Genomic DNA, 21,166 nt, shown 5'->3' with positions numbered 1-21,166 from the left:
GTTGAGAGTTGGGAGTTATTTCTCCCCAGTCCCCAATCCCCAGTCCCCCTTACAATGCATAGGGAAGCGGATCTTTCAGCCCCAATTCGGCAAAAGCGGCTAGCCGCAAGCGACAAGAATCACAGACGCCGCAAGCGACATCGCCGCCGGCATAGCATGACCAAGTTAGGTCCCAAGGAACTCCTAATTTGTTGCCAAGTTGGATTATTTCGGTTTTTTTCAGGTGTATCAGGGGTGCGAAAATGGTAATGGGTTCTCCATCACGTCCTTGTTTGGTTCCCAGGCGGAAAACTTCTTGCATTGCTTGGATATAGTCGGGGCGACAGTCAGGATATCCAGAGTAATCTAAGGCGTTTACACCGATATAAATCCTTTCAGATGCGATCGTTTCAGCATAGGCCAGGGCAAAGCTTAAAAAGATTGTATTACGCGCAGGCACATAGGTTACAGGAATATTTTGTGCCATTTCATCTAAGGAACGCTCCTGGGGTAAATCAATTCCATCGTCTGTAAGCGCCGAACCGCCCCATAGTCGTAAGTCAAAATTAACCACTTGATGTTTTACCACTCCAGCTTTTTGAGCGACGCTGAGGGCTGACTTTAACTCTCGTCGATGTCGCTGCTGGTAATCAAAGGAAATGGCGTGACACTCACAACCATCAGCCTTAGCTTGGTACAGAATAGTAGAAGAGTCTAATCCCCCAGACAACAGAATTACAGCTTTCATAAAACCTGCTATACAAAACTTGGCTAAACTTATCTAAGCTTCGCCATTCAACTAGAAGTAATTTCTAGAGGGTCTGCTTCTTGCTACCCTTCTCCTTCGGAGACGCTACGCGAACGGGAACGCTAAGAGCGAACCACCAAGGGAGTCGGCTCCAACAGTCCACATACGCTAGTATCCCCCAAAAATTGCCCTGGGAGATCTGTAAGTGTTGCAGATAATTATGCAAAAATTATTTAAGTGAATCAGCGGTGGTAATTCCACATAAATTCTGTGTTTAAACAACCCTCTCCGTGTGATATTTTGGCTTTTTTGTAATTTTCCTGACAAAATAAAAAAATTAGTTTTCAATGGTATCAATTAGATATTGATCCCGCTAATTAATTGACTCACAAGCATCTGAGAATTTCCACTTAGATATTACTTAGGTTTTCAAGTTAATAAAAACACACATTGTAAATTGTATAAAGTGCAAAAAATTGATCAACTCCGAACCAACTATACAAAAGACAGCCAGATTGCGGGAACCCATAATAATCTTTGAAATTCTTCATAAACAGAACCTCTATGTTACCATCTGGATGGTTTTAGACGGATCGTAACTGGCAGTTAAGTATAAAGGCCAACGTCCGCAGCGTCTCTAAATTTGGTGGTTGAGGAGAGAATAATAGTGCAAAATAGTATGTCAGTGGCAGAACCGAATCCATATACACAGCGCAACCAGCCACGACCGATTCGCATAGGCGTTATCGGTGTGGGTAATATGGGGCAACATCACACCCGTGTGCTAAGTTCCATGAAAGATGTTGAACTGGTGGGGGTATCGGATATTAATGTTGAGCGGGGATTAGAAACCGCCAGCAAATACAAGGTGCGATTTTTTGAAGATTACTGTGACTTGCTTCCCCATGTGGAAGCAGTTTGTATTGCCGTTCCTACGCGCCTGCATTACGCTGTTGGCATCAATTGTCTATTAGCCGGAATTCATGTTTTAGTTGAGAAGCCAATTGCTGCCAGTATTTCTGAGGCAGAATCCTTAGTCAATGCTGCTGCCGAGTCTCAGTGTATCCTGCAAGTAGGCCACATTGAGCGCTTCAATCCAGCATTTAAGGAATTGAGCAAAGTCCTGAAAACTGAGGAATTGTTGGCACTAGAAGCTCATCGAATGAGTCCTTACTCAGATCGAGCAAATGATGTTTCGGTTGTCCTGGATTTAATGATCCACGACATTGACCTCCTTCTGGAATTAGCCGCATCCCCAGTGGTGAAGTTGACCGCTAACGGTAATCGTTCCTTAGACTCTGGTTATTTAGATTACGTGACTGCTACCTTGGGATTTGCCAATGGTATTGTAGCCACTTTAACTGCCAGCAAAGTGACTCACCGGAAAATTCGCCGAATTGTCGCCCATTGCAAAAATTCATTTACTGAGGCAGATTTTCTCAAAAATGAAATTTTGATTCACCGACAAACCAATCCCAACTGTGTGAGTGACCATCGGCAAGTACTCTACAGACAGGATGGTGTAATTGAGAAAGTCTACACCACTAACATTCAACCCCTCAGTGCAGAGTTAGAACATTTTGTCAACTGTGTACATGGTGGTAATCAACCTTCCGTTGGTGGTGAACAAGCACTCAAAGCTCTGAGATTAGCAAGTTTAATTGAGCAGATGGCTCTGGAAGATAGGGTTTGGAACCCATTAGACTGGCAATCGGAACCAAGAGTACAATCATTAACCCAGACTGTCTAAAAGCTGAGGGCGAGCAGAAAATTCCCAATTATTTAATCAAAATTTGGGATTTTCTGCCCACTCCCATGAAGTTGTTTATGAGTTTAATTGCCAATTTCATCAAGCCAAGTTATCTTGACTCCAGCAAGTTTGGATAATTAAGGTTTGAGAAAGCTAAGGGTGAATGTAGCAAGTATACAGGTGCAGAAATTTCAGGAATCGACTCGATGCTCGAATGGATAACTAATACAATCAACTCCTTGGGTTATTGGGGAATCGCTCTACTGATGTTCCTAGAGAACCTCTTTCCCCCCATCCCCTCAGAATTAATTATGCCATTGGCAGGATTTACGGCCAGTCCCGATCTCCCTGGAGGGGCAAAACTCAATATCATTGGCGTGTTTATCGCCGGGGTGTTGGGTTCTGTATTGGGCGCACTGATCTGGTATTACCCAGGTAAGTTATTAGGTGAACAACGCTTAAAAGATTTGGCTGATAAGCACGGGAAATGGTTAGCCATATCCAGCAGAGATATCGCCAAAGCCAAACGTTGGTTTGACACTCAAGGTAATAAAGCAGTGTTTATTGGTAGGCTTGTACCGGGAATCCGGACTTTGATTTCCGTTCCCGCAGGCATTAGCAATATGCACTTGCTACCCTTTTTATTTTACACAACCCTGGGTAGCGCCGCCTGGGTAGGTTTGCTAACATACTCAGGATATTTCTTGGGTAGTAAGTATGAAGTTGTGGACGAGTACCTTGCTCCTGTATCCAAAATTGTTCTTGGGGGCTTGGTTCTGGCATTTGCTGTTTGGGTATTCCGGCGTCGGCGCAAACAGACCAGAAAATGAAATCCAACAGCTTTTGGTGTAAAACCGGGCCTTGAATATCACCAAAATTAACATACACTATGCCAAATAATGTTAAATTCGCGATCGCCTGAATTAATTTTTGGCGTATTTCTAGCTACACTTGACGCAATCGAGAATTTCTGGTAGCTCGCATTTTTGTAAGATGAGCATGATAACTTTTTACAGTTAAGTTAGGACTAGGAGCTTACATGACAGACCAACCTTCCGCTGCTACCCCAATGAATGCCGCTGCAATCCCTCTAAATAGAGTCACGGCCTCTACTCCCATCAATACTGGTGGTGGTGTTAATAGGCCAAGTAGCAGTCCTGATGGTAGAACCATACTCAGTGTCGATTTAGGTAGAACTTCTACAAAAACCTGTGTCAGCCGCGAACCCAACAATGTGGTGTTTGTACCTGCAAACGTCAAACAAATGTCAATTGAACAGGTGCGCGGGGGGGTTTTTGAAGCTAGGGCTACAGATCCTTTAATGGATCTTTGGCTAGAGTATCAAGGTAGTGGATATGCTGTAGGTCAGCTGGCAGCAGATTTCGGGGCAAATCTCGGGGTAGGACAATCTAAAGTAGAAGATGCACTGGTAAAAATCTTGGCAAGTGCTGGCTACTTTAAGCTCAAAGGCGAGATTTCCGTGGTACTGGGTTTACCTTTCTTGTCTTTAGAGCAATTTGAAAAAGAAAAAGCACAGATGACCAGCTTAGTAACTGGACCCCATGTGTTAACTTTCCGGGGCGAATCTGTAAGCCTCAACATCGCTAAAGTCTGGGTAATGCCCGAAGGCTATGGTAGTTTGCTGTGGTCTGAAGCTCAACCCAAAAAAACCGGCGCCAGCCCCGATTTTACGAAAATATCGGTGGGAATTGTCGATGTAGGGCATCAAACTATCGATTTCTTGATGGTGGATAACTTCCGCTTCGCACGCGGTGCTTCCAAGAGCGAAGAGTATGGGATGAATAAGTTTTATGAACTTGTCGCCGCTGAGATCGAGGGAGCCGATAGTCAATCCTTGGCGCTGATTTCTGCTGTCAACAAACCCAAAGGCGAACGCTTCTACCGTCCCAAAGGTGCTAGCAAGCCCGCGAACCTTGATGACTTCCTCCCCAATCTCATCGAGCAGTTTTCTCGCGAAATTTGCAGCCGTGTGCTAGCGTGGTTGCCAGAGCGGGTCACAGATGTGATCCTCACTGGTGGTGGTGGTGAATTTTTCTGGGAAGACGTGCAACGTCTGCTCAAGGAAGCTAAGATCAACGCTTATTTAGCTGCACCTTCTCGTCAAGCTAATGCTTTGGGGCAGTATATTTATGGAGAAGCCCAGCTATCCTCCAATCGCTCTGCTAAGGCTTAAAACTGATGTTCCAATGGTCAAAAAAGGTAGTTAAATCGGTTACGTTCAATCCTGGGGTCGCTGATGAAAGCTTGTTAGCCCTTGTTGAAAGCCATTTGGAAAAACAACCCGACAAAACTTTCAGCGACCTCTGTAAAGAAGCCTTATGGCAATCTTTATGTGTACCAGAATCTGTCAGACCTGGCCCGAAACCCGCAGCAACAGAATCGGTTGAACAACGAATCGGTGAACTGCAACATCAAATGGCTGACCTTGAGGAACGTTTCTTTGCCAAGGAATCCAATCGTTTAGAGACTATGGAACGCCAGATTCTGCAACTTACTCAACAAGTAGCTCAACTGGCGCTCATGGTCAATGACCGACCATTTATTCAGGCTCCGACCCAATCAGCATATGCAGAAGTGGTGAATACCCCTTCTACCTATGCTGCTCCTACCCCTCCTCAAGAGGTTGACCCCGTTATCAGCCGACTTAGTCAGTTTCTCGATGATTTTTAAGGAACTATCAGGGTGTTGAGCATCTTTTGCTCCTATTGACAATCCTTAATAGTAGACACTATTAAGGATTATTAATATTTTTATATATTTAAAATGGGGTTTGAATTGTTCATCCCCCCGATTTCCCCATTCCCTAAAGTTAACTAAAGCGAACTAAACGAATTTCTGTCCGTTGGTTGCGTTTATCTTCGGGATCGATGTTAGGTAGAGGCTGTTGTCCGCCTTTTCCGACAGCCTCAATTTTTAGCTTGACACTGCGATCGCGCAGATAGTTGGCTACAGTCTCAGCCCGTTGTTGACTAACGGTTTGGTTAAAGTCAGCATCGCCAAATTTAGAAGTATGACCAATTACCCGAATAGCCACAGTTTCCTGGTTTAATCCTGTCAATTTCTGCGCTACCTTATTTAAGGTTTGTTTACCTTCCTCCGTCAGATTGGCAGAATCAGTAGCAAATCTAACATCTCCTTCCACTTGCAAGTTACCGATATCCGTGGCGCCCTCCAGTGGTTGAGAATTAGGAGTCAGACCAGTCGCATTTTTACCTTCAAGTTTCTTGGCTAGATCCGGATTATCAGCATGTACCAAATTAATCAAGTTTTGGGTGCTTTCTGCTGCTTTGGCAATAAATTCTGCAGAATACAGTTCCCGGGGATTCTGGGGTACCTGAGTTATTTTAGCGGCGAGGGTCAGCACTGCTGCTGTAGAATCAATGCGTTTATTTAAAGTCTCATCCGTCAGCCAGTTTTTGGCTTGTACAGAGGTAAAAAAATCAATCCCTTGCAACACCGCAGTCGCATCAGATGGAGATAATTTACCATCCTTCGCAATTTGCTTTTGCAAGAGTGAAGCATCGCGAATACCAGCATCAATACGACGGTAATAAGCTGCTAGTAATTCAGCAATTTTATCTGGTTGAGACTGAATCAGGCGATTAGAGGCGACAATCACATTTAAAATTGCCTCTGGTTCATCCTTGCTCGATAAAACTACCTTGTAGCCTTGCTGTCTAGCTTGGGTAACATAAGGCTCCCAAATCACAGCAACTGCTACATTCTGATTGGGGTCTTGCAACTTCTTCCAAGCAACAGATGCATCTGCTACTATATCTATCTGGAAATCTGACAGCTTGAATGCCTCAAATTTGCTACTTAACACCCAAGCTAGGTATTCGCTAGCAGTGTCACCAGCAAAGGAAATTGTTAACGGCTGTCCCTTCTCCCGTGCTTCCTGTAGCAACTGGGTCAGATCCACCAGGGACTTGAGGTTGGGATACTTTTTGGTATTTAGGACGACAGCATCTGCACCCACGGTCCGACCAATCAGCCCGATAATTTTACCATCAGGCTTGTGTTTGAGAAACTGATCTAAGCTCGTTAGCAATAAATCAGCTTCTCCCTGATTCAATCTTTCAGCCCGTTTAGTCTGATCTAACTCATTTTCATAACGTAGATTGAAGCCAATTTCTTTAACTGCTTCACTAAATGCTGCACTGCGAAAAGTGCTGTAACCACTAAAAGAATCGCCCAGAACTAGCAGATGCTTCTTTGCAGATGTATTTTCTGTTTTGGTTTCCGATTTATTTTCGATAGCTGAATTGAAACCAAACCCAAATTGATACGCCCACCCAATACCAGCCACACTCAGACCAAATGTCACCGCCAGAGTCAAGAGCAATACAACCGGATTGTCAAGCTTACTCATAAGACCTCAGTCAATGGTGGTATTTCATTAAGTAATCAATCAGGTATTTTTATACATTATTTTTTATGTAATTTCTAGTAGGTTTCGACACGCAATTGACACAAGATTAATTTTTTCTGGGGATTGGGGATTGCACTTCTCTGCGAGACGCTACGCGAACGGCTCCGCTCAGTTACCAGGGATTGGGGATTGGGGAATGAATGAGGTCTACAGCAATCTCGTCCAAAAAATAAATTATCCGCAGGTGCGATAGGGTAGGGTAGTTCATATCTTGCACCAACTATGTCATACAGAATAAAAATCACTAAGTATTGATAGATTTTCGCTGTCCTAACAGATCCGACACTGACTTACAGTCCCTGTCTCATAGCTTAAGTCCTCTATAAGAGGACTAAAAACTATATTGTAATTTAGTAATATAAATTACATGGTTTTTTCTGGATTCATGGTTTATACGTAAAGGTGCAAGATCTGAGGTAGGGTAGGTGCGTCATTACCAGTAATCTCTTACCTTACCTAACCCAAGTTTTCTCGCTCCTGACGCACCCTACAAATTGGAGATTTTTTTTTAATTGTCAGTCCCCAGTCCCCAATCCCCAGCGATGCACTGAGCGGTCGTTGTGTCCCTAATCCCCAATCCCCAGTCCCCAATCCCCAGTCCCGTTAAATTATCGTTTTTAGACGTTCCACCAACTGGGGTGCTTGCACAACACCCTCAATTCGCTCTACTGGCTGACCTTGCTTGAATAGCACTAGGGTTGGTAAAGCCTCAATCTGATACTTGGTTGCCAAATTCCGGTATTTCTCTGTATCTATTTTAACAATACATAGGCGATCGCTAAGTTGGGCATTAACTTGCTCTAAAATCGGGGTCATCATCTGACAAGGGCCACACCAATCAGCGTAAAAATCGACCAAAACAGGTACATCTGAACCAGACAGCATTTCTTCAAAGCTGTTGAATTCCTTTTTAGTAGCCATGTGACACACACAGATTTTCTATTGTTTGCTTTCAATGGTAATTGCTGGTAAATCGAATCGGCGTAATATCATTTTGTTTTTATAAGAGACGGGGGCCCAAACCACTTTTGTTTAAAACAGGTTTTGTTTAAAACAGGATCTACTCTCTGGGCACATATATCTTCTGTCTTGGAGGTCAAAAGTCCGGGTTTTTGGACTCTTGTCTGTGACACGCTGGGCGATGACAACCTGCGCGAAAAAAAATATGCCGGTTGCGTAAGTCCTACAAAATTCAAAAACCTATAAGTTCTAGGTACGAATCACCATAAGATAATTAGCGCGGTGATTCAAAAAAGCTGAGGAATAGTTAATGGTGGAAATATTGAGTGAAAACTTACAACTGTTGAGGGGAAAAGTTGCAATTATTACAGGTGCTTCACGGGGAATTGGGCGAGCGATCGCACAAGAATTAGCCACTTATGGAGCGAATGTAGTGGTGAATTATGCCAGTTCTAGTAATGCTGCTGACAATTTAGTTGCGGAAATTACGGCGACTGGCGGTCAGGCGATCGCCGTACAAGCTGACGTTTCTAAAATCGAACAAGTAGACGTACTATTTAACACTGTCATCGACAAGTTCAAGCGGATTGATATTTTGGTTAACAATGCAGGTATAACCCGCGACGGTCTTGTTTTGCGGATGAAGCCAGAAGATTGGCAAGCCGTGATTGACCTCAATCTCACTGGTGTTTTCTTATGCACACGTGCTGCCAGTAAAGTTATGCTCAAACAACGGTCTGGGCGGATTATTAATATTGCCTCTGTAGCAGGACAAATGGGCAACCCTGGTCAAGCAAACTACAGCGCCGCCAAAGCAGGTGTCATCGGCTTTACTAAAACCGTTGCCAAAGAACTGGCGGCTCGTGGGATCACCGTTAACGCCGTCGCCCCTGGTTTCATTACCACCGACATGACCAGCAATCTCAGCAACACCGAAGAAATACTGAAATTTATCCCCCTAGGTCGCTACGGTCAACCAGAAGAAATCGCTGGTATGGTGCGCTTTCTTGCTGCTGATCCCGCCGCAGCCTATATTACGGGACAGGTCTTTAATGTCGATGGTGGGATGGTCATGGCGTAGAGAGTTAGTGAGGAGTGAGGAGTGAGGAATGAGTAGTTAATTAAACACTCATAACTCCTAACTCCTAACTCCTAACTCTTCACTTCTGCTCTGGTTCCCCTGATTCTTTGCCAGACAGTAAAGCCTAAAAGGCTAATGATGCTAATGACGGTAGCACTTATAACTATCAAGCTCATGCCTTGGATTCTCATCGCTACCAAATTGCAAATCAAGGTTATTGACCACAGAGTGATTGCTGCACGGCGTTGGGAGAATCCCCAAGCTAGTAAGCGATGGTGTAGGTGGTCTTTACCGGGGGTACTGAGGGGGTTTTTCCCTGCCATTAGCCGCCGAACAAATACTTGAGTAGTATCGAGTACTGGCAATAGCAAAAATAACACCGTCGGTATGAGGGCATAGAGAGTGTTTTGCTGGAGTTTGCCTAAGATGCTGGTAGCCGCCAGCACATAGCCAAAAAAGTAAGCCCCGGCATCACCCATAATGATCCGCGAGGGGTGGAAGTTGTGGCGTAAAAAGCCCAACGCCGCCCCCCCCAATGCTGCCAAAACTAAGGTTGCTGCTGCCCGATTGGGGAACTGGGCGGAAACTGCTAATAAACTTAAAGCGGTGATAAAACTGATTCCACCCGCCAAACCATCCATTCCATCCATCAAATTGATGGCGTTAGTAATTCCTACTACCCACAATACCGTGAGTAACATCGAGAGGACTGAATCGATAGGAGTGCCAAAAGGTACTTGAACACTAATGCCATTAGCAACTAGTAACAGTGCTGTGACAATTTGTGTCCACAAACGAACAGAGGGGGGTAAACCGAACTGATCATCAATAAAACCGACCAGCACGAGGATAGAACCCCCCAGTAGAATAGTCAGTACCTGAGCCAATACGCTTTGAATTTCAATTCGTCGTAAGAGGCTAGCTAATACCAGGGCAGCAATTACTCCCGCGTAGATAGCTAAACCTCCTGCATTGGGCAAAGGTTCTCGGTTGAGTCGCCGTGCATTGGGTTGGTCAGCCCAACCTACTCGCAAGGCAAATTTGCGTATTGTCGGAATCAACCGCCATGTTACCAGGCAAGCCAAGAGAAACGTACCTACTACCGCCAACCAGCCGGTGCCGCTAGGGTCAGCAATCCCGAAGGACTTAAGGGAGTTGTCTAGATTCAGATTCATCTCCCAATACAACCATTACTGCTAGTATCCAAATTGAGCATCAACTGTATAGTAATCAATTTTTTTATTTACATTTGTAACTTGATTCGATTTACGAGAATTAGCACTCTGGTCCGGTGAGTGCTAAATTGTCTAATGGAAGCGCTGAAGAAAAAAAACATGGCGAAAATTCTTGCATTTGATGAGGAATCGCGGCGGGCCCTAGAACGGGGTGTAAATGCCCTTGCCGATGCCGTAAAAATAACCTTGGGACCAAAAGGTCGGAATGTTCTGTTAGAGAAAAAATTTGGCGCACCCCAGATTGTCAACGATGGTATCACTGTTGCCAAAGAAATTGAACTAGAAGATCCATTGGAAAATACAGGCGCCAGATTGATCCAAGAGGTGGCGTCAAAAACTAAAGATGTCGCTGGTGATGGTACAACTACAGCCACAGTTTTAGCACAAGCCTTGATTCGGGAAGGTTTGAAGAACGTCGCGGCTGGGACTAACCCAATCAGCTTAAAGCGGGGGATCGACAAAACCATCGAAGGACTAGTGCGAGAAATTGCTAAAATAGCGAAGCCAGTAGAAGGAAGTGCGATCGCTCAAGTGGCGACTGTCTCAGCTGGTAACGATGAAGAAGTCGGCAATATGTTGGCTCAAGCAATGGAGAAAGTTACCAAAGACGGTGTGATTACCGTTGAAGAATCTAAATCCCTGACAACCGAACTAGAGGTAGTAGAGGGGATGCAGATTGACAGAGGTTACATTTCCCCCTACTTCGTCACCAACAACGATCGCTTGACGGTAGAATTTGACAACGCCCGCATCTTGATTACCGACAAGAAAATCAACAGCATCCAGGATTTAGTACCTGTGTTGGAAAAAGTTGCCCGTTTGGGTCAACCTTTGTTGATTATCGCGGAAGATGTCGAAGGAGATGCTTTAGCGACCTTGGTCGTGAATAAAGCACGGGGTGTGCTTGCTGTCGCTGCGATTAAAGCACCAGGATTTGGCGATCGCCGCAAAGCTTTGTTACAAGATATCGCAATTCTCACCGATGGCCAGTTGATTTCTGAAGAAATCGGCTTGAGCCTAGATACCGCTTCCTTGGATGCGCTGGGAACTGCACGTCAAATCACCATTGACAAAGAAAGCACCACAATTGTAGCTGGTAGTAATACCAAGCCAGAAGTGCAAAAGCGGATTGCTCAAATTCGTAAGCAGTTGGAAGAAACAGATTCTGACTACGACAAAGAAAAACTGCAAGAACGCATTGCCAAACTAGCTGGTGGTGTAGCGGTAATTAAAGTTGGCGCAGCCACCGAAACTGAACTCAAAGACCGCAAACTCCGCATCGAAGATGCCCTAAACGCCACCAAAGCCGCCGTGGAAGAAGGTATTGTTCCTGGTGGTGGCACAACCCTCATTCACCTATCCAAGAAGGTAGAAGAGATTAAAGCCAGCCTCAAAAATGATGAGGAAAAGATTGGGGCTGATATTGTAGGACGGGCCCTAGAAGCTCCCTTACGCCAAATAGCAGACAATGCTGGTGCAGAAGGTTCTGTGATCGTCTCTAAAGTGCGCGATACCGATTTTAACATTGGCTACAACGCCGCTACCGGAGAATTTGAAGACTTGATTGCAGCTGGTATTATCGACCCTGCTAAAGTCGTGCGTTCAGCTTTGCAAAACGCCGCTTCCATAGCTGGTCTGGTCTTAACCACCGAAGCCCTCGTGGTTGAAAAGCCTGAGAAAAAATCCGCAGGCCCAGCACCTGACATGGGTGGTATGGGCGGCATGGGCGGTATGGGCGGCATGGGTGGTATGGGCGGTATGGGCGGCATGGGCTTCTAATCCCTCCTTCCCCAGATAGATAGATACTTATGTTCAGCAGTTTGCCCTGACAAGGCAAACTGTTTTTTTATACCCTTGCTGATTCCGAGGCGATTGAATGATATCATGTGCGCTTGAATACTCAAAATAGGGCATGGGGCATGGGGCATGGGGCATAGGGCATGAGGCAAGATATAGTTACATTTAATTAGGGGTTGCTGAAAATGAGATCCTTCACTTCACAAGCATTGGAGAATCGACATCTAAAAGCCAATTCTCATCAACAAATTCTAGATTTTCATCATAAACAAGAACCAATTCACCCAGTTTTTGAGCTTTACTACTTGAAGTTTTTGTATGATCTAGAGCATCAGCTATAAGTGAAAACTTTAGTTGTAAAAAACGTTCAGTGTGAGTAACACCAATAGAACTGCTAACTAATTCAGCTTCTAGGGTACGAGGCAACGTAATTGTTTCATAATATTCATCTTGTTCATCCCAGTAACCGGACACTTGATAATCACATTGATCAAGATGTTCTTTAACAAGAATATTGGCATCTAAACTTTCTAATATTTCAGTTAAATCTCGCCAAACTTGATGATTTTTTAATTCGAGTCTTGTCATAGTTATGCGGGTTTAATGTTCTGTTACAAAACCAGGGAAGTGTAATATACCATCAACGAATTTTGCATGAAATCGGCGGTCGCCACCTTTACCTAAGACTTTAGATTTGAACGCACCCCATCTAAATCGGAGATTATAGATGGGGATTCTTACGCTATGCAGCTTTTAGACTACGCAGCGTTCCCAGAGTTACTGGCGTTCTCAGTGTGTCGTTAGAACTTTCGCTTACGTTGGCGAAGCCTGCGCTCCGCGCATACACTCTAGAAAAGGTTTTATCTCCCACAGTTAGACAATACCAATATCTAGCACCGATGTTATAAGATGCTGATAAGTCGCAATTGTATTGCTTGCCACTCTTAAAGACAGCGAGAGAATAATTATTTTTATTTCGCTTAACTTTACCGCTGCCATCAAAAGCATAAGCACTGGTATATTTGGGATTAATAGCTTGAACTTGTCCCCCTAATTCAGACCATCTATGTGTGACTATCTCAACAATTTTTGTGTGACACCACAGATGAAATTTCTGTTTTAGTAGAGAGCCTTTCTTACCAGCTTTCGCCTTCCAACCAGCTAAACTCTCAATCACAATTACTTTGACATTATGAGTTTTCCCCAACTCAACAATACCTCTAGCAACCTGACGCGAGATTTCTAAGTTAATATGTGAGGACTTGCGGTAAAGTCCCTTACAGAAACCCTTTTTCCGCTTAGATTTAGTAATATTTTGAGTCTGTTTAGACTTTTTAGCAATCATCATTCGGCGTTGATTACGACGGTCTATGTCTCTGGCTGGATTAATGAATTTCCGTGCCTTTACAGTACCGTCCTTCCCTACTACCGCGCAGGTGGCTGCGTTATTAATGCCCAAATCAACACTCACTACATAATCAGAATCCTCAAGGTTTTTTTTGTCAATTTTTACTGGCATTGATAGCTGGCATTTGTTTTTGTTTACCACTAATGCAGGTGAACAAATTTCATTACCATCTATTAAATGCCGATTCAAGCCGTGACGTTTTATCTTAATTCCACTAAGCCATACCCAATCAGTTCCACTCCAAACTTTAATATCAACTGTCTGATAGTTTAAGTTGTAGCGAATCTGCTGACCTTTGTACAATGCTGGGTAGGTATTGCACATTGCAGTTAAACGCGGCGGTTTTGCATCTCTTCTAGCTCTAATTCCACTCTGCCACTCTCTATAACGAGTTTGAAAACTTGAGACAATTCCAATAGCATCTGCAATTGCAGCACGTCTTAAATAGCTAGGAAACTTTCGATGTGATGGATAATTTTTAATAATTGATTGAAAATATTTATGCTTCGGGTCGGGGTTATCTGCTGTTTTGTGAATCATTTTCTCAACAACATTTACCCGTTCTTTTGCAGTTAAATCAGTCAAGTTGAGCCATTGAGCATTTACTATTATTACCAACGGTAAAAGGTATTTGCGATACTCCTCAATCGTTAAAAGCATTTGCTCTTTCTCGGATTTGAGCGTTACTAAATCCCAAACATCAGTTCTAATTAGTTCTGGCGTTTTTTTAGATTTATGCCGTTTAGTTTGCTTCTTGCCCATGACCCTAGCCTCGACCTTGACTTAGATTATAATATTAGATACTATTTATAGTTGTCAACTTAGTTATTTTTTAGTTAATGGAAAAGAAGCAAGCACTAAAAACCCGCAGCAACATGACAAATAACAAATGACTAATGACTATTGAGAGGTAAAAGTGCATGGTCAGAAAAATTCGCCGCTTTACCAAAGCAGTAACCAGACCATTTTTCCAGGAATATTATCACCAACCGGGCACACTGCCAGGGACACTCATTGTTGACGAAAATGCTGAATCACCAACTATTTTGTTGATTGACTATAATCCAACAAATTTCATTCGCATACAAATAGAAACGCCGGAGGAATGCGTCAGTTATCTGGAATCAGAATCTGTGTCTTGGGTGGACGTACAAGGTTTAGGAAATCAAGATATATTACAACGATTGGGGGAAGTGTTTGATTTACATCCTTTAGTTTTAGAAGATGTCGTCAATATGTCAGAACGCCCAAAAATAGAAGATTATGAAGAACAATTATTAATCATTGCGCGGATGGTAGTGCCCAAAGAGAGAACATTTGGTTTTTATAGTGAGCAAGTCAGTTTAGTATTGAGTAAAAATTACTTGTTGACTGTTCAAGAAGAACCAGAACATGATTGCTTTGAAGGCGTGAGGGCGCGAATTGAAAAAGGCAAAGGAACCATCCGAAAACAGGGGACAGATTATTTAGCTTACGCTTTATTAGATTCAATTGTTGATGGCTTTTTCCCAGTGTTGGAGCGTTACGGCGAGCAAATCGAAGACTTAGAAGAGGAAGTCATAGTTAGACCCACTGAAAAAACACTACAAAAAATCCATCAAATTAAGCGAGAATTACTGCAATTGCGTCGAGCTATTTGGCCACAGCGAGATGCAATTAATGCCTTGATTAGAGATGGCAGTGATCTGATAACCGAGGAGGTGCGAATTTATCTGCGAGACTGTTACGACCATGCAGTGCAGGTCATGGATATGGTGGAAACTTACCGAGAATTAGCCTCTGGGTTGATGGATGTATATTTGTCGGCAGTGAGTAACAAAATGAATGAAATTATGAAGCTGCTCACGGTAGTTTCGTCAATCTTTATTCCACTAACTTTTGTTGCTGGGGTATATGGAATGAATTTCAATACGGAAAAATCACCATATAATATGCCTGAACTGAATTGGTATTGGGGCTACCCGATTTGTTTGGGATTGATGGCAGGGATCGCACTTGGGCTGCTATTGTTTTTTTGGCACCGGGGCTGGCTGTCCAAGTCTGTCCCTCTGGAGCGTGATTAAAAATTGGCAATCAGCAATGAGTCGCATATACAAAATTAACACAGGGAGTATATATTCTGAGTGATGAAAGGGAGCAGTGACCAGAATTTAGTAGTTTTGACGCTTTATATTATCGGCGTCACTTACGTCTTTAATCTCATGAAAGAGTCTATCGACGACAAAATTAAGTATGAATTTCTCAAAGGAGTCGTCGATGATCAACTCAAAGAGCAAAATCTCCAAGACAAAATTGGGGTTTCCTTTAAACTTGGACCCTCAAACGGATTTGAGGATATCAAAGAATTGTCACTGAGCATTGAGAACAAATCTGAGGATATAGCCATATACGTTGACTGGGACAATAGCTCTTTGGTAGTCGAACACAGCAAGCAATCACGGCGAGTAATTCGCAAATCACCAGACCTGACCCGTGATTTAGCAGTACCACAAAGTCCTAGCCTCATAGCCCCCAAGAAAACACTTTCCGAGACAATCTCAGCCGAAGATGTTTTCCAGCGCGATGAAAAAGGTATTTATTCAGCGAAAAAACCCTTAGTTGATATCACCGGGATCAAAGGAGGAAATAAAAAGTTGTACAACGACTTTATGAACGAAAAAGCTCAGTTGAATTTTTCACTCCAGCTAGTGCTGCGGATATCTGAGGTGCGTGTGGGTTTAGCCCCTGGGATCAATTTCCCGCCCATGTGCATTCTTAATTGTCCTTTCACCATCAAAAAACTACCTTGGACCTACGCCCTACCCTGGAATAAAAAGAAGTAATCAAAATCGGACAGTCCATGCCATCCAAGATTAAACTGGATCTAGGGAGGGAGTAGGTGCAGGCGGTTGCAGATCAGTCACAATGACGGGTTTGAGGAAAGTCCGGGCTCCCGAAAGACCAAACTTGCTGGATAACGTCCAGTGCGAGCGATCGTGAGGATAGTGCCACAGAAAGATACCGCCAGGAATAGGGACTGGGGACTAGGGACTGGGGAATTATTTTCCCAATCCCCAATCCCCATTCCCCATTCCCTGGTAAGGGTGCAAAGGTGCGGTAAGAGCGCACCAGCACGACCGAGAGGTCGTGGCTCGGTAAACCCCGGTTGGGAGCAAGGCCAGAGGAACTACGGTTGGTCTTTTACCAGTTCCGCTCAAATAGAGCCGCTTGAGGCGTTTGGTAACAGGCGTCCCAGATAGATAACTGCCCTGATGTAGAAGGCTTTGCGTGCAAGGTCTCTACATCAAGAACAGAACCCGGCTTACTACCAACTCTCTCCCCCTTTTTCCCTCTACCCCATCCCCCCATCTCATGTAATGTCTCTTGCTTACCCACGCCGTCAAAGGCAGCTCGAAACTTTAGTACACAAATTAGGACTGCCAAAGGAAGCACCGATAAACTGGCAATTGCTGGATTTGGCGCTGACTCATCCGACTGTTTCTGAGTCCGCAAATTATGAACAGCTGGAGTTTATTGGTGATGCGGTAGTGCGGCTGGTAGCGGCGATTGTGTTGTGGAAATATTATCCAGATTGTCCCGTGGGGGATTTTGCAGCAATTCGTTCGGTGTTGGTGAGCGATCGCATTCTCTCTCAACTGGCTAGAGAATATGGTTTAGAACTATATTTATTGGTGGCTGGCAGTGCTACGGCTGATAAAATTGGTCAAGAATCACGTCTGGCTGATGCTTTTGAAGCGGTTCTCGGTGCCCTTTACCTTAGCACTAATAATCTCAATCTCATTCACCCTTGGTTAGACCCGCACTTCAAAGAACTAGCGGCAGAAATTCGCCTCGATCCAGCTAGACTCAATTACAAAGCTGCCCTGCAAGAATGGACTCAGGCACAATTTAAGGTTTTACCTGAGTATCGGGTAGTGGAAATTAGTCAACCCCACCACAATCTTGAGCGTTTTGCCGCTGAAGTCTGGCTGCATGAAAAATTGCTGGGTCAAGGTAAGGGACGCTCGATTAAAGCCGCCGAACAAGCTGCAGCTAAAGTTGCTTTTTTATCTATTGACTCTCAGCAATTGCCCTGAACTCAAAATACGGAAGCAAAGCAGATAATCAGTTGTTATTCAGGAGTCAAAAGTCCACGGTCAAAATATTGACTCTTGACTCTTGACAACTGACAAATGACTACTGACAAATGACTAAAATTAACATCGCTGTAATCGGGGTTGGGCGTTGGGGTGTGCATTTGCTGCGGAATTTTTTAGAACACCCACAAGCAAATGTGGTAGCGGTAGTAGACCCCCATCCAGAACGATTAGCGGTTTTGCAACGGCAATTTCACTTAAATAAAGATGTGCTGTTAACCACCGATTTCCAGTGCCTCAAGCAAGTGCAGGGTTTGACAGGAGTAGCGATCGCCACTCCTGCTACTACTCACTATGCCTTAATTAGGGACGCTCTTAACTGCGGATACCATGTTTTGGCAGAAAAACCCTTAACTTTAGACCCAGTAGAGTGCGAGGAACTTTGTCAATTGGCTTTGAAACAGGGTTTGATACTGATGGTTGACCACACCTATTTATTTCACCCAGCGGTGGAGAAAGGACAAACTCTCCTTGATGCGGGTAAATTAGGTGATTTACGCTATGGCTACGCTACCCGCACCCATTTAGGGCCTGTGCGTCAAGATGTAGACGCTTTGTGGGATTTAGCTATTCATGATATTGCCATCTTTAATACCTGGCTGGGTCAGTTACCTGTGAAAGTGCAAGCAACGGGTAGAGTGTGGTTACAGCCAGGAGTGGGGGAAAATCTCTCTCCCTATCGCCCCATCGTCCCAACCGGCTTGGCTGACTTAGTATGGGTGACGCTAACTTATCCAGATGGCTTTCAAGCTTATATTCATCTGTGCTGGCTCAATCACGATAAACAGCGACGGTTGGCGGTGGTGGGTAGCCTTGGTAGTTTGATTTTTGATGAAATGTCACACTTATCACCTCTAACTTTAATAAACGGTGAGTTTGAACATCAGGAAAATCAATTTATTCCTGTAAATCAAAGTCAAGAGGTCGTGGAAATTGAAAAAGGTGAACCATTACAGCGGGTTTGCGATCGCTTTGTTAACAGCATTCAAAAGAATACTCCCCCAGTGGTTTCATCTGGCTGGGTAGGAACAGAGTTAGTACAAATTCTCTCTGGTCTGACAACATCTTTGAGCCTGGGTGGTCAACCTGTAGTAATTAACAGCTGATTATTGTAGGTTTCTGAAAGCGGACATCTGGGGTTTATCTGCTTCTACCTCTGCGATCGCCGAACCGTAAACTTCTATAGATGGGCTACCGATAAAGGTTGATTCCCCTACTCCTTTCATCCCCCTGACGGCTTCATCAGCAGAGGGGATTCCTATATCCTCTAAAGCTGTATGTTCTACTGGATCTGATAACAGTGCTATATCAATTAAAGGCAAAGTAATTGAAACTGTTGTACCTTGATTTAAACCAGCACTCTCCAGAGTAATTGTCCCTTTCATCAGTTCAATTAAGTTGCGGGAAATCGCTAATCCTAATCCAGTACCTTCAAACTTGCGTGTGGTTGTACCATCCACCATCACAAAGGGACGAAATAGTTTATGCTGTTGAGCAGGATCAATGCCTACACCTGTATCTGTGACATTGACAATCACCTGAGAGTTTTGCTGGTGATGTTGAATTTCACAAGCAACTGTGATCATGCCTAGGTCAGTGAATTTAGTGGCGTTGCCGATAACATTAATTACTACCTGCTTGAGTTTTGCTGGGTCTGCTTTAACTGGAATCGGCTCAGTACCCAGGTCTGTTTTCAACTGCAAACCTTTTTGTTGAACATTCACTGATTGTATATTTACCACTTCCAGCAGTAATTGGCGGAGGTCAATAGGTTCGGTAACTACCGAGAGTTTACCTGCTTCAATTTTAGAAATATCTAGTAAATCATTAATAATACCTAACAAGTGAATCGCTGTTTCATCGGCTCGCTTGAGGAACTCCAATTCTTCTTCGCGGTTATCGCACAAGCCATCGTGAACTAGGCGAACACAGTTAATAATAATATTGAGTGGGTTTCTTAACTCATGGGAAGTTGTAGCCAAAAACTGAGTTTTGATTTGATTGGCACTTTTCGCTTCTTTCCACGCTATTTCTAGTTCTTCAGCCCAGGCTTTGAGTCTCTCAACCATTTGGTCTAATGCTTGGGCTAGTTGATTGAATTCCCGGATTTTGAAGTTGTGAGGAACTGGTTGGGCGGCTTGGTGGCTGTAAATATTCAAGGCGTAGTCTCGCAATTCTTCTACCGGACCTGCCAGGTAAGGAGCTAGATACAATGATGCTAACAAACTCGCACCAATTAAACCTACTGTCAAAACGATCAGGATGAGTTTGATTTCCTCTAAACCAAATAGAGCATTATTGACGCTTGTCACAGCTAAGACAATCCATTTTTCCTGGGATTGTGTTTTGATGGGATTGGCAATAGCTGTATAACCCGCTACTGATTCTTGTCCATCTCCAAAAGACAAATCTAGAGAATCTTTTTGCCCAATAATGGTATTTTTGACCAGATTTTTCAGTTTGATACTATCTGGATGCTGTTGAATATTAGTGCCCACCATATATGCTAATGGGTGTGCTAAGATCGTCCCATCCTCGGCAATGATGATCATCGAACCGATGAGCGACCCTGGCTTATTTTTAGTTTGTTGGTGTAATACTGACTGAAGACTCAAGGCATAAAGCATCTTGCCTGTGTGATCATAAACTGGAACAGACAGTAGCAATTGCAGTTGATTTTGTGCATCTCTTTGACCAGTTCTTCCTGCCTTTGGGGGTAAGATTACTGTGGTTTCCACCCCTTCAGTAGTCAACTTTTGACTAGATTCTCTAATTGCTTTGTCGTCACAGGTACTGGCTATAATTCTACTATTTTGCAGATTCGTTAATTCAATGCATTCAATGCTGTTCGGCAGTTTTTGTGCTATGTCAGTCAGCAAAGCTTGAGCTTGTATTGGTGAACCCGATTGTATCGCTTTTGTTTGACTAGCTATGAGCAAGTTGATTTTCAGGGTAGCTATTGCTTCTTTGAGCTTCTCCCCTTTGATGACGGCGCTTTCTGTTAAATTTTGTCTAGCAGTTTTCAACAGGGTAGAACGTGCCTTATTAAGAGCGACAAGCTGTCCTATGAATAAAACTGGCACAAATAGCAGTAATATTCTTGTTACTAAAATCCTACGAAAGGATGATTGACGGGGCTTAACCATCGAGTGTCTCACTTCGCATCTGCAAAACCACAAGAGCAACGATATGCAATTAGACCAGCTTTATGAGACATTTTATGAAGTTATGACTATTATATTACCAAGATTTAAATGTATCAAATATTTTACCGTCAAAAAGGCACATAGTATACCGAATTTTGTCAATAATGGATGTGACAGAGCGTTGTGTGGCATAGAGCTAAGGTGGTGAAATTAGTCAACAGTGGCTGGTAGGGATTTTTTGAGAATCAAGTTACTAGTAGTCTGTCAATTTTGTTTTGAGGGATTTTTGGTAGTGTGAGCGTCTCGCTCACGCGGGCAAGATGCCCGCACTACAGCGTCTCGCTCACGCGGGCAAGATGCCCGCACTACAGCGTCTCGCTCACGCGGGCAAGATGCCCGCACTACAGTCCATCATTTTTATCTTGACATAGTACTAGTACCCCTACGGGAAATTGAAAATTCGCTGACGCAAA

18 protein-coding genes and 1 other RNA gene are annotated in these 21,166 nt (G+C 43.8%); 11 read left to right on the top strand and 8 right to left on the bottom strand.

The genetic code is table 11. The features are described 5' to 3' along the window. Nucleotides 1–49: 49 nt before the first annotated feature. Nucleotides 50–727 carry a 7-cyano-7-deazaguanine synthase QueC gene (queC, locus tag HEQ19_01585; GenBank protein ID WYL98409.1) on the bottom strand — a complete coding sequence of 226 codons (678 nt, stop codon included), beginning with the start codon at nucleotides 725–727 and terminating at the stop codon, nucleotides 50–52. Nucleotides 728–1,394: 667 nt separating this feature from the next. Between queC and HEQ19_01580 the strand changes: the two genes are divergently transcribed. The 4 genes from HEQ19_01580 to HEQ19_01565 all read left to right on the top strand — a co-directional run bounded on the left by HEQ19_01580 (nucleotide 1,395) and on the right by HEQ19_01565 (nucleotide 5,168). Beyond that, complete coding sequence (locus HEQ19_01580; protein WYL98408.1) at nucleotides 1,395–2,477, top strand: Gfo/Idh/MocA family oxidoreductase; 1,083 nt, start codon at nucleotides 1,395–1,397, stop codon at nucleotides 2,475–2,477. Nucleotides 2,478–2,683: 206 nt separating this feature from the next. Next, nucleotides 2,684–3,307, top strand: coding sequence for a DedA family protein (locus tag HEQ19_01575; GenBank protein ID WYL98407.1), 624 nt, complete (start codon nucleotides 2,684–2,686; stop codon nucleotides 3,305–3,307). A 209-nt stretch (nucleotides 3,308–3,516) separates the two neighbouring features. After that, nucleotides 3,517–4,671 carry a ParM/StbA family protein gene (locus tag HEQ19_01570; protein WYL98406.1) on the top strand — a complete coding sequence of 385 codons (1,155 nt, stop codon included), beginning with the start codon at nucleotides 3,517–3,519 and terminating at the stop codon, nucleotides 4,669–4,671. Between the two features lie 5 nt (nucleotides 4,672–4,676). After that, nucleotides 4,677–5,168, top strand: a complete 492-nt coding sequence (locus HEQ19_01565; protein ID WYL98405.1) for a plasmid segregation centromere-binding protein ParR — start codon at nucleotides 4,677–4,679, stop codon at nucleotides 5,166–5,168. A 139-nt stretch (nucleotides 5,169–5,307) separates the two neighbouring features. Here HEQ19_01565 and HEQ19_01560 read toward each other — a convergent pair whose 3' ends face one another. The 3 genes from HEQ19_01560 to trxA form a co-directional block, all read right to left on the bottom strand. Beyond that, entirely contained in the window at nucleotides 5,308–6,870 is a 1,563-nt protein-coding gene (locus tag HEQ19_01560) for a phosphate ABC transporter substrate-binding/OmpA family protein (GenBank protein ID WYL98404.1), read from the bottom strand. Between the two features lie 516 nt (nucleotides 6,871–7,386). Beyond that, on the bottom strand, nucleotides 7,387–7,521 hold the full coding sequence (locus HEQ19_30600; protein WZI67087.1) for a hypothetical protein: 135 nt from the start codon (nucleotides 7,519–7,521) through the stop codon (nucleotides 7,387–7,389). A gap of 12 nt (nucleotides 7,522–7,533) precedes the next feature. After that, a complete protein-coding gene (trxA, locus tag HEQ19_01555; GenBank protein WYL98403.1) occupies nucleotides 7,534–7,851 on the bottom strand; it encodes a thioredoxin in 318 nt (105 codons plus the stop codon). A gap of 352 nt (nucleotides 7,852–8,203) precedes the next feature. Here trxA and fabG point away from each other — a divergent pair, with 352 nt between their 5' ends. After that, the gene (gene fabG, locus HEQ19_01550) at nucleotides 8,204–8,971 is read left to right on the top strand and encodes a 3-oxoacyl-[acyl-carrier-protein] reductase (protein WYM03197.1); all 768 of its coding nucleotides are present in this window, start codon (nucleotides 8,204–8,206) and stop codon (nucleotides 8,969–8,971) included. 71 nt (nucleotides 8,972–9,042) lie between these two features. Here the strand turns inward: fabG and HEQ19_01545 are convergent, their stop codons facing one another. Then, nucleotides 9,043–10,140 (bottom strand): MraY family glycosyltransferase, encoded by a 1,098-nt coding sequence (locus tag HEQ19_01545; GenBank protein WYM03196.1) that lies wholly within the window; start codon nucleotides 10,138–10,140, stop codon nucleotides 9,043–9,045. A gap of 165 nt (nucleotides 10,141–10,305) precedes the next feature. Between HEQ19_01545 and groL the strand changes: the two genes are divergently transcribed. Beyond that, nucleotides 10,306–11,985: a chaperonin GroEL gene (gene groL, locus HEQ19_01540; protein WYL98402.1), complete on the top strand. Its 1,680-nt coding sequence runs from the start codon at nucleotides 10,306–10,308 to the stop codon at nucleotides 11,983–11,985. Nucleotides 11,986–12,198: 213 nt separating this feature from the next. Here the strand turns inward: groL and HEQ19_01535 are convergent, their stop codons facing one another. Together HEQ19_01535 and HEQ19_01530 are read right to left on the bottom strand one after the other, a co-directional pair. Then, nucleotides 12,199–12,591, bottom strand: coding sequence for a hypothetical protein (locus HEQ19_01535; GenBank protein ID WYL98401.1), 393 nt, complete (start codon nucleotides 12,589–12,591; stop codon nucleotides 12,199–12,201). A 154-nt stretch (nucleotides 12,592–12,745) separates the two neighbouring features. Next, complete coding sequence (locus HEQ19_01530) at nucleotides 12,746–14,173, bottom strand: transposase (protein WYL98400.1); 1,428 nt, start codon at nucleotides 14,171–14,173, stop codon at nucleotides 12,746–12,748. A 158-nt stretch (nucleotides 14,174–14,331) separates the two neighbouring features. On the opposite strand from HEQ19_01530, the gene corA reads away from it, so the two are divergent. From corA to HEQ19_01505, 5 genes are all read left to right on the top strand, one after another. Continuing rightward, nucleotides 14,332–15,474, top strand: a complete 1,143-nt coding sequence (gene corA / locus HEQ19_01525; GenBank protein WYL98399.1) for a magnesium/cobalt transporter CorA — start codon at nucleotides 14,332–14,334, stop codon at nucleotides 15,472–15,474. A 63-nt stretch (nucleotides 15,475–15,537) separates the two neighbouring features. Beyond that, on the top strand, nucleotides 15,538–16,233 hold the full coding sequence (locus tag HEQ19_01520) for a hypothetical protein (GenBank protein WYM03195.1): 696 nt from the start codon (nucleotides 15,538–15,540) through the stop codon (nucleotides 16,231–16,233). 48 nt (nucleotides 16,234–16,281) lie between these two features. Next, nucleotides 16,282–16,731: RNase P RNA component class A (gene rnpB / locus HEQ19_01515), an RNA gene on the top strand. A gap of 36 nt (nucleotides 16,732–16,767) precedes the next feature. Beyond that, the gene (gene rnc, locus HEQ19_01510) at nucleotides 16,768–17,487 is read left to right on the top strand and encodes a ribonuclease III (protein WYL98398.1); all 720 of its coding nucleotides are present in this window, start codon (nucleotides 16,768–16,770) and stop codon (nucleotides 17,485–17,487) included. A 110-nt stretch (nucleotides 17,488–17,597) separates the two neighbouring features. Then, nucleotides 17,598–18,653, top strand: a complete 1,056-nt coding sequence (locus HEQ19_01505; protein WYM03194.2) for a Gfo/Idh/MocA family oxidoreductase — start codon at nucleotides 17,598–17,600, stop codon at nucleotides 18,651–18,653. Here HEQ19_01505 and HEQ19_01500 read toward each other — a convergent pair whose 3' ends face one another. After that, on the bottom strand, nucleotides 18,654–20,693 hold the full coding sequence (locus HEQ19_01500) for an ATP-binding protein (GenBank protein WYL98397.1): 2,040 nt from the start codon (nucleotides 20,691–20,693) through the stop codon (nucleotides 18,654–18,656). Nucleotides 20,694–21,166 lie beyond the last annotated feature (473 nt).

The sequence above is a fragment of the Gloeotrichia echinulata CP02 genome, assembly GCA_038087035.1.
In the GTDB taxonomy this organism is placed as follows: Bacteria; Cyanobacteriota; Cyanobacteriia; order Cyanobacteriales; family Nostocaceae; genus Gloeotrichia; species Gloeotrichia echinulata.
The sequence above is the reverse complement of the archived record's forward strand: the minus strand, read 5'-3'. Positions and strand labels throughout refer to the sequence as shown.